Origin of the sequence: Agrobacterium sp. OT33, assembly GCF_017313365.1 — a bacterium.
Lineage (GTDB): Bacteria > Pseudomonadota > Alphaproteobacteria > Rhizobiales > Rhizobiaceae > Agrobacterium > Agrobacterium rhizogenes_A.
The window spans coordinates 259,811-276,509 of the sequence record NZ_JAFLMZ010000004.1; the positions used below are offsets into that span (position 1 = coordinate 259,811).

At 60.4% G+C, this 16,699-nt stretch carries 16 protein-coding genes; 5 read left to right on the forward strand and 11 right to left on the reverse strand.

The annotated features are described in order from the left end of the window. Positions 1-3: 3 nt before the first annotated feature. Genes JZX88_RS11670 through JZX88_RS11680 form a run of 3 tightly spaced genes read left to right on the forward strand, consistent with a single transcriptional unit; the run spans position 4 to position 3,460 of the window. Positions 4-954, forward strand: coding sequence for an ABC transporter permease (locus tag JZX88_RS11670; protein WP_065117497.1), 951 nt, complete (start codon positions 4-6; stop codon positions 952-954). Further along, positions 954-1,805: an ABC transporter permease gene (locus tag JZX88_RS11675; protein WP_206913670.1), complete on the forward strand. Its 852-nt coding sequence runs from the start codon at positions 954-956 to the stop codon at positions 1,803-1,805. Before JZX88_RS11670 ends, JZX88_RS11675 begins: the two co-directional genes overlap by 1 nt. Then, positions 1,805-3,460: an ABC transporter ATP-binding protein gene (locus JZX88_RS11680; protein ID WP_206913671.1), complete on the forward strand. Its 1,656-nt coding sequence runs from the start codon at positions 1,805-1,807 to the stop codon at positions 3,458-3,460. The genes JZX88_RS11675 and JZX88_RS11680 overlap by 1 nt, the downstream gene beginning before the upstream one ends. Positions 3,461-3,676: 216 nt before the next feature. Here JZX88_RS11680 and JZX88_RS11685 read toward each other — a convergent pair whose 3' ends face one another. Then, complete coding sequence (locus tag JZX88_RS11685) at positions 3,677-4,153, reverse strand: Lrp/AsnC family transcriptional regulator (RefSeq protein ID WP_046801438.1); 477 nt, start codon at positions 4,151-4,153, stop codon at positions 3,677-3,679. Between the two features lie 231 nt (positions 4,154-4,384). Here JZX88_RS11685 and JZX88_RS11690 point away from each other — a divergent pair, with 231 nt between their 5' ends. Beyond that, positions 4,385-5,710 carry an FAD-binding oxidoreductase gene (locus JZX88_RS11690; RefSeq protein ID WP_174031284.1) on the forward strand — a complete coding sequence of 442 codons (1,326 nt, stop codon included), beginning with the start codon at positions 4,385-4,387 and terminating at the stop codon, positions 5,708-5,710. A gap of 71 nt (positions 5,711-5,781) precedes the next feature. Here the strand turns inward: JZX88_RS11690 and JZX88_RS11695 are convergent, their stop codons facing one another. From JZX88_RS11695 to JZX88_RS11725, 7 genes are all read right to left on the reverse strand, one after another. Further along, on the reverse strand, positions 5,782-6,717 hold the full coding sequence (locus tag JZX88_RS11695) for an ABC transporter substrate-binding protein (RefSeq protein WP_206913673.1): 936 nt from the start codon (positions 6,715-6,717) through the stop codon (positions 5,782-5,784). Positions 6,718-6,835: 118 nt separating this feature from the next. Beyond that, a complete protein-coding gene (locus tag JZX88_RS11700) occupies positions 6,836-7,774 on the reverse strand; it encodes an ABC transporter substrate-binding protein (protein ID WP_174031288.1) in 939 nt (312 codons plus the stop codon). 23 nt (positions 7,775-7,797) lie between these two features. Beyond that, positions 7,798-9,603 carry an amino acid ABC transporter permease/ATP-binding protein gene (locus JZX88_RS26370; protein ID WP_206913675.1) on the reverse strand — a complete coding sequence of 602 codons (1,806 nt, stop codon included), beginning with the start codon at positions 9,601-9,603 and terminating at the stop codon, positions 7,798-7,800. 13 nt (positions 9,604-9,616) lie between these two features. Further along, positions 9,617-10,171: a GNAT family N-acetyltransferase gene (locus JZX88_RS11710; RefSeq protein WP_142855954.1), complete on the reverse strand. Its 555-nt coding sequence runs from the start codon at positions 10,169-10,171 to the stop codon at positions 9,617-9,619. 21 nt (positions 10,172-10,192) lie between these two features. Then, positions 10,193-11,380 carry a M20 aminoacylase family protein gene (locus JZX88_RS11715; RefSeq protein ID WP_206913677.1) on the reverse strand — a complete coding sequence of 396 codons (1,188 nt, stop codon included), beginning with the start codon at positions 11,378-11,380 and terminating at the stop codon, positions 10,193-10,195. Positions 11,381-11,461: 81 nt separating this feature from the next. Continuing rightward, positions 11,462-12,802 carry an LLM class flavin-dependent oxidoreductase gene (locus JZX88_RS11720; protein WP_206913679.1) on the reverse strand — a complete coding sequence of 447 codons (1,341 nt, stop codon included), beginning with the start codon at positions 12,800-12,802 and terminating at the stop codon, positions 11,462-11,464. 23 nt (positions 12,803-12,825) lie between these two features. Then, complete coding sequence (locus JZX88_RS11725) at positions 12,826-13,830, reverse strand: LLM class flavin-dependent oxidoreductase (RefSeq protein ID WP_065117488.1); 1,005 nt, start codon at positions 13,828-13,830, stop codon at positions 12,826-12,828. A 305-nt stretch (positions 13,831-14,135) separates the two neighbouring features. Between JZX88_RS11725 and JZX88_RS11730 the strand changes: the two genes are divergently transcribed. Then, positions 14,136-14,585, forward strand: a complete 450-nt coding sequence (locus JZX88_RS11730; protein WP_206913680.1) for an Rrf2 family transcriptional regulator — start codon at positions 14,136-14,138, stop codon at positions 14,583-14,585. Positions 14,586-14,591: 6 nt separating this feature from the next. On the opposite strand, the gene JZX88_RS11735 is transcribed toward JZX88_RS11730, so the two are convergent. The 3 genes from JZX88_RS11735 to JZX88_RS11745 form a co-directional block, all read right to left on the reverse strand. Beyond that, entirely contained in the window at positions 14,592-15,536 is a 945-nt protein-coding gene (locus tag JZX88_RS11735; RefSeq protein ID WP_206913682.1) for an acyl-CoA dehydrogenase family protein, read from the reverse strand. Positions 15,537-15,587: 51 nt separating this feature from the next. After that, the gene (locus JZX88_RS11740) at positions 15,588-16,133 is read right to left on the reverse strand and encodes a flavin reductase family protein (protein ID WP_065117486.1); all 546 of its coding nucleotides are present in this window, start codon (positions 16,131-16,133) and stop codon (positions 15,588-15,590) included. A gap of 268 nt (positions 16,134-16,401) precedes the next feature. Continuing rightward, positions 16,402-16,599 (reverse strand): hypothetical protein, encoded by a 198-nt coding sequence (locus JZX88_RS11745; RefSeq protein WP_142855961.1) that lies wholly within the window; start codon positions 16,597-16,599, stop codon positions 16,402-16,404. Positions 16,600-16,699: the final 100 nt, after the last annotated feature.

The window sequence follows — 16,699 nt, forward strand, 5'->3', positions numbered from 1 at the left end:
TGAATGAACAGCCGGATATTGTCCCTTGTCGCCCGGCGGCTGGTCGTCATGCTGACGACGCTGCTGATCGTGTCATTTATCGTCTTTTCCGCCACCAGCCTGCTGCCCGGCGATACGGCGACGATCCTTCTCGGTCAGGCGGCAACGCCGGAGGCCGTAGCCGGCCTGCGCACCGCCATGCATCTCGACGATCCCGCCCTGCTGCGCTTCGTTCGCTGGCTTTTCGGCCTGCTGCATGGCGAACTCGGCACCTCCTATGCCAACAACATGGCGATTGCCGATCTCATCGGCCCGCGCTTCGTCAACTCCATGAAGCTGGCCGGCATCACCACGCTCATCGCCGTGCCACTGGCGCTCACACTCGGCATCAGCTCCGCCATGCTGCGCGGAACGCTTTACGACCGCATCGTTACGGTGCTGACCATCGGCGTCATTTCCGTGCCGGAATTCATGATCGCCACGCTCGCCGTCCTGCTTTTCGCGGTTTATCTGAAATGGCTGCCGGCGCTGTCGCTGGTCAGCGAGGTTCACACGCTGTTCGATGTGCTGCGCGTTTACGCCATGCCGGTCATAACGCTGACCTTCGTCGTCTCGGCCCAGATGATCCGCATGAGCCGCGCCGCCGTGATCGAGACGCTGGATACACCCTATGTCGAAATGGCGCTCCTGAAGGGCGCGCCGCGCATGCGCATCGTGCTGCGTCACGCGCTTCCCAATGCGCTCGGCCCCATCGTCAATGCGGTGGCACTGTCGCTTTCGTACCTTGTCGGTGGCGTCATCATCGTCGAGACGATCTTCAACTATCCCGGTATCGCCAAGCTGATGGTCGATGGCGTCGCCACCCGCGATCTGCCGCTGATCCAGACCTGCGCGATGATCTTCTGCGTCGGTTATCTCCTCCTCATCACGACGGCTGACATCATCGCCATCATGTCCAATCCGAGGCTGCGCTGATGGCCGATCATATCAAGACATATCAGGGGACCTCGCGTTTGGGTTACAAGATCAACGCAGTCGGCGTTTTCGGCTTTCTCGTCATCTTCCTCTGGGCCATGGTTGCGATCTTCGCGCCCTATCTCATTCCCCATCCGGTGGGTGAAATCGTCGATCTCGATTATTTCGGGCCTATGACGGCAGATCTCTGGCTCGGTTCCGATTATCTCGGTCGCGACGTGTTCTCCCGTATCCTGATGGGCGCGCGTTTCACGGTCGGCATTTCGCTGGCGGCCGTCACCATCGCCTGCACCTGTGGCGTCGTGCTTGGCATGTGCGCCGCCGTCATCGGCGGCTGGTTCGATGCGGCACTCAGCCGTTTCCTCGACGCGGTGAACTCCATTCCAAGCAAGCTGTTCGGCCTCGTGGTCGTGGCGGCCGTCGGCTCGTCCATTCCGGTGCTCATCGTCACGTTGTCGGTCATCTATACGCCCGGCGCCTATCGTTTCGCGCGGGCGCTGGCCGTCAATGTCAACACCATGGATTTCGTAACCGTCGCGCGGGTGCGCGGCGAGAGCCTGCTTTATCTCATCAGTTCCGAAATCCTGCCCAACATCATCCGGCCCGTGCTTGCCGATCTCGGCGTGCGTTTCGTCTTCATCGTGCTGCTTCTGTCCGGCCTGTCCTTCCTCGGTCTCGGCCTGCAGCCGCCAAACGCCGACTGGGGCGCGCTGGTGCGTGAAAACATCGGCGGCCTGCCCTTTGCCGCACCGGCGGTCATCTTCCCATCGCTGGCGATTGCCAGCCTGACGATCAGCGTCAACCTGCTGATCGACAATCTGCCGCAGAAAATCCGCGACAGGAGCGAATAATGAGCAATCTCGTTGAAATCCGTGGACTGAAGGTCGAAGCCACCACCGATTCCGGCCGCCGCATCGATATCATCAAGGGTATCGACATCGATATCGCGGAGGGCGAGATCGTCGCGCTGATCGGCGAAAGCGGTTCTGGCAAGACCACCATCGCACTGACCCTGATGGGGTATGCACGGCCGGGATGCCGCATTTCCGGCGGCAGCGTCACGGTGGCAGGCCGGGACATGGTGCAGCTTTCCGAAGCCGAGCGCGCCAGGGTGCGCGGCACGAAAATATCCTACGTGCCGCAGAGTGCGGCCGCCGCATTCAACCCGGCGCAGAAAATCATCGATCAGGTCATCGAAGTCACCCGCATACACCACCTTATGCCGCCCCAGGAGGCGCGTAAAAAAGCGGTTGAGCTTTTCAAGGCATTGTCACTGCCCAATCCGGAAACCATCGGCGAGCGTTACCCGCATCAGGTGTCCGGCGGCCAGCTGCAGCGTCTCTCGGCCGCCATGGCGCTGATCGGCAATCCTCAACTGGTGATTTTCGACGAACCGACGACCGCACTTGATGTGACGACCCAGATCGAGGTTCTGCGTGCCTTCAAATCGGCGATGCGCAAGGGCGGCATTGGCGGCGTCTATGTTTCGCACGACCTTGCCGTCGTCGCCCAGATTGCCGACCGGATTGTGGTGCTGAAAGGCGGCGAGGTTCAGGAAACCGGCACGACCAAGGATATTCTGGAGAACGCCCAACACCCCTATACCCGCGAATTGTTGACCGCCTTTAACGACAAGGTGCGTGTCGTGACACCGCTCAAACAAAGTGAGGCGACACCGCTCCTCGACATCGACCAGCTGATCGCCGGTTATGGCACAAAAGGCGATGACCGCATGCCATTGGTGCGTGCGGTGGATTCCGTCAGCCTTGCCGTCTATCCCGGCCGCAATCTCGGCATCATCGGCGAATCCGGCTGCGGAAAATCGACACTGGCGCGGGCCATTGCCGGCATCCTGCCGGCCGCAAGCGGCCATGTCATCTTCGAAGGCCGGGAACTCGATGCCGATGCCCGCCGGCGCACCAGCGACCAGCTGCGCCGCATGCAGATCGTTTTCCAGTATGCCGATACCGCGCTCAACCCGTCGAAAGCCATCGAGGATATTCTCGGCCGGCCACTGACTTTCTACCACGGCATGAAGGGCAAGGTCCGGGATGCGCGGATCGATGAGCTGCTTGATATGGTGAAGTTGCCACGCTCGGTCCGCCACCGCCATCCTTCCGGCCTTTCCGGCGGACAGAAACAGCGCATCAACTTTGCCCGTGCGCTCGCGGCCGAACCGTCGCTCATCATCTGCGATGAAATCACCTCGGCGCTCGATACCGTGGTCGCGGCAGCGATCATTGATCTGCTCGGAGAATTGCAGCGGGAACTGAACCTCTCCTACATCTTCATCAGCCACGATCTTTCGGTGGTTGAGACAATCTGCGACGAAATAGTCGTGATGTATGGCGGCCAGAAAGTGGAGCATCTGGAAACCGAAGCAATCAAATCGCCCACCCATCCCTATTCGAAGCTGCTCTTCTCCTCAGTGCCGAAACTCGACCCGACATGGCTTGATAATCTCCAGCAGGATGCGGAGCTGGTGCGGGCGTTTTCCAAACGGTGAGCTCAACGAATGCCAAACAGGTATGACAACCTCTCCTCCGTCATGCCGGACTTGATCCGGCATCCAGCCAAGGCGCGTCTGCGCCGTGAGAAGAGTCTCTTGCGATCAAGGACTTGATCACGCTGGACCCCGGATCAAGTCCGGGGTGATGGAGTGTAAGTGCAACACCCTGTCAAACCCATCGCTTCTGCGGACGTCTGATGCACCCCTCTCACCTCAAAGCGGAAACAGGCTGGTCAGCGGCATATGCGATTTGGTGATCGGCGATTTCAGCACCACGAAGCTGAAATATTTGTCGATGCCGACATCCATATCCGTCAATCGCTCCATGATCGACTGATATTCGACGATGCCCGAGGTGACGAATTTCAGCAGGTAGTCGTAGCCGCCGGAAACGAGGTGGCATTCCACCACCTGGTCGATCTTTTCGACGACGCCGAGAAAGCGGGCGAAATCGATCTGGCGGTGGTTCTTGAGCGTGATTTCGGTGAAGACCGTCAGTGTCTGGCCAAGCTTGTTGATGTTGATCTGCGCCGAATAGCCTTCGATATAACCTTCCGACTGAAGCTTCTTCACCCGCATCAGGCAGGGGCTGGGCGACAGATTGACGAGTTCCGCCAGTTCGACATTGGTGATGCGACCGTTTTTCTGCAGTTCGTAGAGGATCTTGATATCGATCCGGTCAAGTTTCATCACGTGCGGAACCCCTTTTTTGTTTTTTCAGGCACGCGGCATAAAATTCTGGCGCGGCAGGTAAAATCTTAGCACATGGATGCCCCATGTCGACGCGGCGTTGTTTTTTTCATTCAGCATAAAGAGTTGCAGAGATGCCGCCGAACAGCAGGATATTCCAGCAGGAGGCCCAGTCTGGCAGCGTTTACACGTCAGCCAAGGTAAATTAGGACGAATATAAGGAGTCCGACCATGCCCGCCCCGCTGCAACAGATCACGACATCGCCGGAACTGCCGAAAGCCGCAGACGCCGTCATTATCGGCGGCGGCATCGTCGGCGTTTTCGCCGCCTATTACCTCGCCCGGCGTGGCCTGAAAGTGGCTCTGGTGGAAAAGGGCCTTGTTGGCGCGGAGCAATCCAGCCGCAACTGGGGCTGGTGCCGGCAGCAGAACCGGGACGCAAGGGAACTGCCGATTTCGACGCAGAGCCTTGCATTGTGGGAGCAATTTGCCAGTGAAAGCGGCGAAGACACCGGCTTTCGCCGCTGCGGATTGTTTTATCTGAGCGACAACGAGGCGGAACTTGCCGGCTGGGCGCGCTGGCGCGACTTTGCCCTCACCGCCGGCGTGACGACCCATATGCTGAGCGCCGATGAGGCAAGTGAGCGCGGCCGCGCCACCGGCAAACGCTGGAAGGGCGGCGTCTTCTCACCCACCGACGGCACGGCCGATCCTTCCATGGCGGCACCCGCCGTGGCGCGCGCCATCATCAAACTGGGCGGCACGGTGCATCAGAATTGCGCCGCACGCGGGCTTGAGACCGAGGGCGGCCGGGTCAGCGCCGTCGTCACCGAAAAAGGTACGATCCGCACCAAGACCGCCATCATGTCCGGTGGAGCCTGGGCGTCCTCCTTCTGCCGCCAGCTGGGCATTCGTTTCCCGCAGGCCTCCGTCCGCTCCTCCATCCTATCGGTCACGCCAGGTGCGGAAGGCCTGCCGGATGCGCTGCACACCGCCGCCGTCTCCGCAACGAAACGGCACGATGGCGGTTACACGCTCGCCATCAGCGGGCTGGGGCGCATTGACCCGACGGCGCAGCAGATGCGTTTTGCCCGCGAATTTATTCCGATGTTCCTCAAGCGCTGGCGCAGTCTCCGTCCGGGCGGACTGGAAGGCATTCGCGGCGGCCATGAGACGCTGAAACGCTGGCGGCTGGATGCACCGACACCGATGGAACGGGTTCGCATTCTCGATCCGAAACCCAATGCCGCCGCCATTCGCGAAACCCACAAAAGGGCGCTGGAACTTCTGCCCGCTCTCAGCAAAACGCGGATTTCCGCCGCCTGGGCCGGCTTCATCGACAGCACGCCGGATGGCGTTCCAGCCATTGGCGAAACCAGCGAATTGCCCGGCTTTATCCTCGCCGCCGGCTTCAGCGGTCATGGTTTCGGCATCGGACCGGGGGCTGGCCATCTGATCGCCGATATCGTCACGGGGTCGACCCCGCTCGTCGATGCCGCGCCCTATCACCCCAGCCGTTTCCTTGATTCGTCATGGGGCAAGGTCGCGGATTTCTGACGCCACGACAACACAACAATATCCGCAGGCGAACCCACGGATATTGTCGTCCGCCGCATTCGTTCAAGCAATCAGCTTTTCGGCAGGCCGGGCGGGTTGGTGCGCGATTCCGGCAGCGCCTCCTCTGAAAGCTGCCAGCGGTCCAGGATCTTCGCATAGGCGCCGCTCTTGATCAGATCGTTGGTGGCAAGCGTCAGCGCGTCGGCCAGTCCCGAACCCTTGCGGGTGGTGATGGCGACATCCGAGCGCTCCGGCCAGCCAGCGGAGAGCGTTCCCACCCGCTTGATGGTATTATCGCGCGCGGCGATGAAAACCAGCTGCGCATGCGGCTGGACAATCACATCCGCCCGGCCCGCCGAAAGGGCGACGAGACGAGTGGCTTCGTCATCGTAATATTGCAGCTCGATCGGTTTCAAACCGGCGGCGACATTCTCGTCGCTCCATTTCAGCAGAATACGCTCCTGATTGGTACCGGCGCCGACAATGATCCTCAGACCAGCCGCATCCTTCGGCTCGCGGATGGAAGTTATGCCGCTGTCGGATTTGACGAAAAAGCCGTGCAGACCCTGCCGATAGGTGGAGAAGTCAAACTTCTCCTTGCGCTGTTCGGTCACGCCGACATTGGAGATGACGGCATCATATTTGCCCGAGGCAAGGCCGAGCGGCCAGTCGGCCCAGGCCACGGCCACCAGTTCCAGCTCCAACCCGAGGCTGTCGGCCACAGCGAGCGCGTAATCGGGGTCTGCGCCCACCACGGTCTTCGCATCCGTCGCATAGGTGGCCAATGGCGGCCCGCCGGGAGAAACAGCGACGGTGAGTTTGCCCGGCGTGACGAACTTGAAATCCTTTGGCACGGCGGCAATGGCGGCGGGGTCTTTTTCGACCCTGATACGACCGGGCTGATCCGGCGACAGATTGAAAACATCCGTTGCCAAAGCCGAGTCTAAACCGGCGACAGAGAGAAAGGCACCGAGCGTGGCCGTGGCGAGACGAGAGGTGAAGGTCATTGTGGTTTCCCGATAGGATGATTGCGGGACGGAGGTGGCGCGGGCGGGAGGATGCCCACGCCACCGGCTGAGTGATGTCCCACCTTCAACTCAGCTTTTGGCTACTCAACTTTCACGCTCAGCTCTTGGGCAGGCCGGGCGGATTGGTGCGGGATTCGGTGATGGCTTCGGAACCGAGATTCCAGCGGGCGAGAACCTTGCCGTAATTGCCGTTCTTGATCTGGGCGTTCAGCGCGGCGGTGATGGCCTCGGCTATGCCTGCGTCCTTTTTCGAAGCGACGGCAATCTCGGCCGCTTCCGGCCAGCCGCCGGAGAAGGTGCCGACGAGCTTGGTCTTCTTCTGGCTTGCCGCCTGAAAGGCAGAGGTCGCGTTGGGGCCGAGATAGGCATCCGCACGGCCGGATTGCAGGGCGACGTCAAGCACGGCCTGATCGTCGTAATATTGCACCTCGGTATCGGCCAGCCCCTTGGCCTTGTTGTCCTTGATCCATTTCAGCAGGATCTGCTCCTGATTGGTGGCGGCCCCGACGATGACCTTCAGCCCTGCGACATCCTCCGGCTTGCCGATTGATGTGACCTTGCTGTTATTGCCGACGTAAAAGCCGAGCAGATCGTTGCGATAGCTGGAAAAATCGAACTTTTCCTTGCGGGCTTCCGTCACCGTGATGTTGGAGGCGACGGCGTCATATTTGCCGGAAGCAAGACCGAGCGGCCAGTCGGCCCAGGCGATGGGCACAAGCTGCAGCTCAAGGCCGAGGCTGTCGGCGACCAGCTGGGCGATATCCGGCTCCACGCCGATCGGTGTTTTCGTGTCGCTCGCATAATCCACCAGCGGCAGGCGGAAGGGAACGGTCGCGACCGTCAGCTTTCCGTCGGCGATGAATTTGTGGCCGGCGGGCAGAAGCTTGATCGCCTCTTCCACCTTTTCGGCGCGCACCCGCCCCTTCTGCTCGGGCGACAGATCAACCTCCTGCGCATGCGCGACCGGGATGAGCGCGGCGGTGGCGGTGAAAAAACCGCCGGCGAGCAGAGACAATAATTTCGATGAAAATGCCATGTGAGTGTTTCCTTTGTTGTTGATTAGAGAACTTTTGCGAGAAATTCGGCCGTGCGCGGGTGATCCGGCTTGTTGAACACCTTCTCCGGCGTGCCCGTTTCGAGAATGCGGCCCTGTTCCATGAAGACGACCCTGTCGGAGACTTCGCGGGCAAAGCCGATTTCGTGGGTGACGATGATGAGCGTGACGCCGGAGCGGGACAGCTCCTTGATGACGTCGAGCACCTCATTGACCAGCTCCGGGTCGAGCGCGGATGTCGGCTCGTCAAAGAGCAGCACCTTCGGCCGCAGCGCTAAGGCCCGGGCAATCGCCACGCGCTGCTGCTGCCCACCGGAAAGCTGGCGCGGATAGGCGCTTGCCTTTTCGGCCAGCCCGACACGGGCCAGAAGATCGCGCGCCTCGGCTTCCGCCTGTTCTTTCGATATGCCGCGAACCACGACCGGCGCTTCGGCGATGTTTTCAAGCGCCGTCAGATGCGGGAACAGGTTGAAGCTCTGGAACACCATGCCCACTTCGACGCGGCGTTTCAGAATGTCCTTTTCCTTCAACTCGTAAAGCGTGTCGCCTTTCTGACGATATCCGACCAGTTCACCGTCGATGGCGATGAAGCCGTCGTCGACACGCTCCAGATGGTTGATGGAGCGCAGCAAGGTGGATTTGCCGGAGCCGGACTGGCCGAGAATGGTGGTGACGCTGCCTGCCGGAATGGAGAGCGTGACATCGTCCAGCACCTTCAGTGTTCCGAAGGACTTGGAAACGCCGTGGATATTGACCGAGCCGCCACGATTGCCGAGCTGGAAACTTCCTGTCCTGGTGGCAGCCGGTCGTTCAGGTCTTTCAATGGCGGGCGCTGGCGTCTCCACCGCTTCCGGCAAAGGCTTGCGCGGCAGGACGGTGCGATAGAGCGTGGCAAACAGCGAGGGCGGCGGATTACGCAGCGCGCCGCGCGAGAAGTGCCGTTCAATATGATGCTGAACGATGGAAAGCGCGGTCAGGATCACCAGATACCAGACGGTGGCGACCATCAGCAGCGGGATCACTTCCAGATTGCGGCGATAGATGATCTGGATCGTATAGAACAGTTCCGGCAGCGCGAGGATATAGACCTGCGACGTGCCCTTTGCGAGCAGAATTATCTCGTTGAAACCATTGGGTAAAATGGTCCGCATCGCCTGCGGCAGCACGATCCGCGAAAACTGCCGGCGACGCGGCAGGCCGAGGGAAGCGGCCGCTTCAAGCTGGCCCTGTTCCACCGAGAGTATACCGCCACGCACGATTTCCGATGAGAAAGCCGCGGCATGCAATGTCAGCCCCAGAACCGCTGCGGCAAAGGGTGTCATCAGCTGCGTCGTGTTCCAGCTGAAGAAATTGATGCCGGTATAGGGCACGCCGATCGTCACGGTCTCGTAGAGATAGCCGAGATTGTTGAGGATCAGCAAAAGCACGATCAGCGGAATGGAACGGAATATCCAGATATAGGTCCAGGAGATCGCGACAAGCAGGGGCGAACCCGAAACACGGGCGAGCGCCAGAACCGTGCCGAGCACGAACCCCAGAAAAGCCCCGAGCACGGTCAGCAGCAACGTCCGGCCGAGCCCCACAAGCACCGGCTCTGCAAAGAACCATTCCGCAAACACGTTCCAGCCCCAGCGGGGGTTGCCGAAGACGGAGTGCAGGATGGCGACAATGATGAGAACCGCGAGAACGGTGCCCGCCGTGCGCAGCGGATAACGGGCGGGGACGACGCGAAAATGCGCATAGCCGTGCCTGGCCGGCTCATCTTTCTGTTCGCTCACCGCAACATGCGGAAAATCGGAGGCTATTGTCATCGGAGAAAGCCTTTCAGGGATGAACCGGAGAGAGTTGCGGCCGGGCGGCCTGTATTGGCGCACCGTCCGGGATGGAGGTGGCCGTGTCGGAAAGAAATTTTTCGAAGGGCAAGGACCGGATCGTCTCGGGATCGGCCGCGGTATCGAACAAAGCGCGATAACCATTGGTGAGATAAAGGCCGACCGCTTCCGGCTGGCGGAAGCCGGTGGTCAGATAAACCCGGGCATAACCCTGCCGGATCGCCTGCTGCTCCAGTTCCCGCAGCACGATTTTCGCAAGCCCTTGCCGGCGATGGGCGGAATGGGTCCAGACCCGCTTGAATTCCGCCGTTTCGTCGTCGTAGCGCATGAAGGCGCCGCCGGCGATCGCTTTGCCGTCACGCAGCAGCAGCAGGAAATTGCCCGATGGCGGGCTGAAGGCTTCCGGCGGATATTTGTTCAGCTCCGCCTTGGCCCCTTCCGCATTGAAGAACGTGCCGTAACGGCTGTCATATTCGAACAGCAACTCCTCAAGAAGCGGGGTTGCGAGCGGATCCTTGACCGATGTGTAGAAAAAACTGTCGCTCATGTCCTTGTCCTAATTTTCGCGTCAGGAGAGATAGGCTTCCGCCAGCCGCACCCAGAAGCGTGCTGCCGGCGCGATGATCGCGTCGTTGAAATCGTAGTGAGGGCTGTGCAGCGGCGCGCTGTCGCCATTACCGACGAACAGATAGGAGCCGGGCCGTTCCTGCAGCATGAAGGCGAAATCCTCGCTCGCCGTGCGCGGCTGGAACGCTTCGGCGATCTGCCCGGCGGCGAAATGCCGTTTGGCGACATCGCGGGCGAACGCCGTCTGAGGGACGTGGTTGATGACGGGCGGGAAACCACGGGAATAGGCAACCTCGGCCTTGGCGCCGAAGCTCTCGGCCTGCGCTTTCGCCAGCGCCGGAAGTCGCTCCTCCAGCCTGTCACGCACGGCAGGCGAAAAAGCCCGGGCGGTGATCTGAAGTTCGACGCTCTCGGGAATGACGTTGGAGGCGGTTCCGCCATGGATGGAACCGACCGTCAGTACCGCCATCTCGCGCGGATCGACATTGCGCGAAACGATGCTCTGCAAGGCGGTGACGAAACTGGCCGAGGCGAGAACCGGATCGACCGTCTCATGCGGCGCGGCGCCATGCCCGCCCTTGCCGACAATCCGCACCTTCGCCTTGTCGACGGAGGCCATGGCGGGGCCTTCGACGAAGCCGAACTGTCCGGTGTCGACACCCGGCCAATTATGCAGTCCGAAGACGGCATCGACCGGAAACCGCTCGAACAGCCGGTCCTTTATCATTGCCCTAGCACCCGCGCCGATCTCCTCGGCCGGCTGGAAGATCAGCGTCAGCGTGCCGGAAAAACTCGATGTTTCCGCAAGATAGCGGGCGGCGGCGAGCAGGATCGTCGTATGACCATCATGACCGCAGGCATGCATGACACCCTGCGTCTGGCTGGCATAGGCAAGGCCGGTTTCCTCGATAATCGGCAGGGCGTCGATATCGGCGCGGATTCCGAGACGTTTTTCACCATGACCGCGTTTCAATGTCGCGACGACGCCGTGGCCGCCGACACCTTCCGTCACCTCATATCCGAATGACAGCAGATAACGGGCAATGAGCGCCGACGTGCGTTTTTCCTTGAGCGAAAGCTCGGGATGCCGGTGGAGATCATGCCGGATGGCGATGCTCTCGTCGATGAAGGCAAGGATTCCCCGTTCGGCGTCGTCCTGCGGACGCGCGCCGTCAATGCGGATATTCATGGTTCTGTCTCCTGCGCGGCCTTTACACGCCGCGTCTTGAAATATGTGCCGGGCAGCAATCAACGCCGCCCGGCCGCAAGCTCAGGCGATGGCCTTGTCCGCGTTGCTCTCGCCGCTGGAATAGACGCTTTCCCTGAAAGGCAGGCCGAGATGGTCGCGCAGCGTCGCCCCTTCCAGATGCGGATCGAAATAACCGCGCCGTTGCAGCACCGGGATGACGAGACGGATGAAATCGTCCAGTCCCTCGGCAATCACCGGAAAGCCCAGAATGAAGCCATCGGCCGCATCGTGCTCCACCCAGCGGATGATTTCGTCAGCCACCTTGTCCGGGGTGCCGATAAAACCTTCACGCGGGGTCGCGGCCTCAAGCGCCGCCTCGCGCAGCGTCTGGTTCTTTTCCTTGGCGCGGCGCTTGATGCGGTCGGTCGTGGAGCGGAAACTGTTCTTGCCGATCTCGCCGAGTTCGGGGAAAGGCTCATCCAGCGGATAGGCGCTGAAATCATGATGATCGAAGAAACGGCCGAGATAGGCGAGCGCATCCTCTGTCGTGATGAGGTTGCGGATGACGTCGTATTTCGCCTCCGCTTCCTCCTGCGTCTCGCCGACAATCGGGCCGATGCCGGGGAAAATCTTCACATCGGCAGCGGAGCGGCCCTGTGCGACGGCGCTCTGTTTCACACGCTTGAGGAAAGTCTGGTTTTCCTCCAGCGAAGCGGAATTGGTGAAGACGGCATCGGCATGTTTGCCCGCAAGGCCGATACCGGCATCGGAGGAGCCGGCCTGGAATACGACCGGCTGCCCCTGCGGCGAACGCTGGATATTGAGCGGGCCTTCCACCTGGAAGAAACGGCCCTTATGGCCGAGCGTATGGAGTTTGGCCCGGTCGAAGAACTGTCCCGTCTCGCGGTTGCGCAGGAAAGCGTCATCGTCCCAGCTATCCCACAGGCCCTTGATCACTTCGAGATATTCGTCGGCGATCTCGTAACGCAGCGCATGTTCGGGATGGTTGCGGCTGTAATTCTTCGCCGTGCCTTCAAGCGGCGTCGTGACCGCATTCCATCCGGCGCGACCGCCGCTCAGCAGATCGAGCGAGGCGAACTGGCGGGCAATGGTGAAGGGATCGCTATAGGAAGTCGAAACCGTACCGGCGAGACCGATCTTCGAGGTCACGGAGGCGAGCGCCGACAGGATCGTCAGCGGCTCGAACCGGTTGAGGAAATGCGGGATCGACTTGTCATTGATGTAGAGCCCGTCCGCCACGAAAGCGAAGGCGATGCCCGCCGCTTCCGCCTTCAGAGCGGTCTTCCTGAAAAAGTCGAAATTGACGCTGGCATCGACCGGGCTTTTGGGGTGCCGCCAGGCGTTCATATGCCCGCCGGGGCCCTGAAGCATGATGCCGAAACGGATTTTCTTTCTCGTCATGTCATTTCCTCCTGAGGACAAAATCACGCCGCCCGGGAAAGGCGATGCGTGGCCAAGAGTTCAACCGAGGCAAGCCGCTGATCGGCCCCCACATGCGGCGGTTCGATGATGAATTCCTCAATGCCGTGCTCTTCGGAAAGAGCGCGCAACGCCCGGTGAATATCCTCCGGTGCACCATGCAGCACGTTGGGCTTGCGCTCCTCGATGCGATAATCGCTATCGCCGGACTGGCGGGCAAATTCTTCCGCCTGCTCGCGGCGACCGAGATTGAAAGCCCTGCCATCGCTGAGGAACACCCGGTAGATGCGCTGGCCCTCGACCTGCCTTGCGGCATGGTCGGGATCACTGGCGGCAAAGGCCGACAAGGCGAGGATCGGGGCATTTCCGCCGCTTTCTGCACGGAAAGCCGACAGGCTGCGACGAAGAACGTCCGGATCGCCATTGAGATGACCGGCAAAGACGAAACTCCATCCTTTTGAAGCCGCAAGCCTTGCACTTTCCGGGCTGGCGCCGAGCAGGAATCTCTCTGCCGCGACCGGCGGCGCAGGCGTTGCCTGCAATCCGGCCTGCGCATGATCCAGCGGCGCGGCCCCCGATAAAAATGTGGTGAGTTCCCCGAAGGCCGTCTCGAAATCCGGCTTGCGGGCAGGATCATAGGCCTGCTGCAAGGCGGACGTCGCCAATGGCAGGCCACCCGGCGTCTTGCCGATGCCGAGATCGACCCGGCCGGGCGCCAGCGAAGAGAGGACATTGAAAACCTCGGCGACCTTGTAGGGGCTGTAATGCTGCAGCATGACGCCACCCGAGCCGACGCGGATACGGGATGTCTTCGCCAGTATCCACGCCACAAGCGCCTCGGGCGCGGAGCCGGCAAGCTCCGGCGAATTGTGATGTTCGGCCACCCAGAACCGACGATAACCCAGATCGTCGGCACGCCTGGCGAGATTGATCGTGTCGCGGAATGCGCCGGCCGCATCCTCACCCGCCGAAACGGGGCTCTTGTCCAGCAAACTGAGAGTATACATCATCACCTCGCACGTCTTTTGATGCATACTTTGTCTACCGATTTTATATTCTAATAAAGAACGTTCGTTCCACGTTGCGATGCGATCAGAGAAAATATTGTTTTCCGCCAGGCTTTGAGAAATCAACTCCGGCAAGATCATCCGTCACGCCGAAACATGGGTATGAGAATGACGGGCAATAAGCCGTTTTCAGCGGCACATGCCTGCGAAACGGGCTTGCGCCGGAATTCGCTAAAAACTACTTAGTAAGTTAGGAATAATATGGCCCGGCGTCGCGGAATGTGCCGGCCCTTTTTGCGGATCAGGCGATGTTGACCAAAAAAGGCAAATACGGATTAAAGGCTCTGGTCGATCTGGCGCAGCTGCCCCAAGGCGAGACTGCCTTCGTGACAGAGATTGCCACACGCAACAATATTCCGAAAAAGTTCCTCGACACCATCCTTCTCGAACTGCGCAACAGCGGTATCCTGCGCTCCAAGAAGGGACCAAATGGCGGTTATTCACTCTCGAAAACACCATCCGAAATCATGATCGGCCAGGTCATCCGCACACTGGACGGCCCTCTGGCGCCCATCCGCTGCGCAAGCCGCACCGCCTTTGAAGCCTGTGACGACTGTGACGATCCCGAGACCTGTCAGGTCAGGGTTTCGATGACGGACGTGCGCGACGCCATCGCAACAATCCTGGACAACATGACGCTCGCACAGTTCGTCGCCAGGGACGGGCAGAAAGCGCGCTCCATTCCCGCTGGCAAATAGCACCGCCTATTGCCGGCGCAGATCATCCCCCAGGGATGCAAGCAGCCCGGATTCCCCCGCGCCATCGATTAGGCCAAGACGCGCCATCAGGATTTCAAGCGTGATCGCGCTGTTCCTGACCGACCGAAACGTCACGTTCTCCGAACCCACCTGCGCCGCATCGATATGCGCGGCAAGGCCGGAGATTTGTGCCTTCAGCAGTTCGATGGCGAGAAAAACCTCGCCAATGGCTGGCTGTGCCGCGCCTTCGTCGGCCAATCTGTCGATCAGCAGCGCCGAAAGTTCACGCTGTTTTTCACCCAGGGCCACCGCCGCTTTCAGCAAGGTGGCAACGGAAGCGGCAAGATTTCCTGCCCCCTGCGCAAGAAAGGTGACCTGATCGGCCCGCAGCAGGCCATCCCATGATGTATCCGGCCGGTTGCGCAGCACCACGAGCAGGGCTTTTCCCGCTGCATTGACGGCTGGAACGACGATCCAGTCGGCATCGGTCGTGACCGAACGCGCGACATCATCGGGAAGCCGCAAGGCATAATCATCGTCGATCATCGGAACCGGCTGCTCCACACCCGCGTGGGAAGACACAAGCGCAAAGGTCTCGCCAAGATCAAGGCGGGCAAAAAGGGCCGCGCGCTGCTCTTCGCTGCCGGCATTGCGGATGAATTCAAGCGCGGTGAAATGTTCGATCAGATCACGCGCTGCCCCCGCACTGGCCACGGCAATAATCGAAAGCGCCTGTGCGAGAATGTCATTGGTGATATCCGCCCCACCCAATTCATTCGGAACAGAGAGGGCGAGAAGGCCCGAACGGGCGATCCGCGCATGGACCTGTCCGGCATTTTCAAAGGGACATTGTTCGGCAATCGCCCGGGCCACGGTCAGCACATCGCCATCCGCGCCGAGACGTGGAGGAACGAAACGAATTCTTTCGCCGAGCGGCGTGACAGATCCCATGCTCAACTCCCTCAAAGAATAACCCGTTGAAAGCGCCGCAGCGGCCGGCGCTCAGTCCAGCGAATGATAACGCCCGTTCTGATAGACCAGCGAATGACCGGAGCCGATGCGGATCGCCTCCACCTTGCCGATGACGATGACGTGGCTGTGTCGCTCGATCGCCTCCTCGATGGTGCAGTCGATCGCCGCAACGGCATCTTCGAGAATGGGAGCGCCGCTCGCCAGCCGGGTCCACTCCGCGCCGCGATAACGATCCGCACCCTTCAGGCCGCCGATGCCGGCAAACTGGTTGGCGATGAACTGGTGGTTCGCGCCGATGATGTTGACAGCGAGGTGACCGAAACGCTGCACCACCGGCCATGTGGACGACGACCGGTTGAGCGCCACCAGAATTCTCGGCGGATCGACCGACAGGGCCGTGGCCGAGGTCACGGTCGCACCGGTGCGTGCCTCGCCTTCTCCGGCGGTGATGACGCTGACGCCACCGCCGAGCGTTCTCAGCGCCGCCTTGAGGCTGTCGGCATCCGCAGCCCTGCCCGAGACTGGATCGCGAAGATTGATGAATTGTTGATCCTTGGCCGCATATTGCAGTGTCATCGATCGCTCCTGAAAACAGCTGAATTGTTCAATAGCTAGCAGCGGCGGCAGGGGATTAAATAGACATCGTTTTCCATAATATTTATATTCTATGGAAATAATGTTCTATCTGGCAAACCCTCGAATATTCAGCCCGGCCGACACGAGGCCCGGCGGTAAAAAGGGTAGCCAATTCCGCCACATATATAAGAAATTTCGTTCCAATTTTTCCGAGGCGGGGAGAGTTTATCTCCCCGCAATGGCACGCGGACCGGGACGGCCCATCCCCTCAGAAGACCGGATAAAGACCGAGCATGGCGAAGTTCATTTCGCAGATCTCTTCCCGCTCAAGTTCAAGATCGCTTTTCTCCTGCCTGATACGCCCGGAGTGATCCAGCGGATGAAGAGTGCCCTGTTCATCTCCCCGCGGCTGGCGCCGGGTCAGACCGAACAGATCGAAAGTAAACGCATGAAGTCCCTGCGGCATGTGCGCCTCCTTTGCTCAACATCCCCTATCCTCCGGCGGCAATCCAAAATCGTCAATATTTTCCATAAAATTACTATTCTATAATTGACCAGCAGCCCGC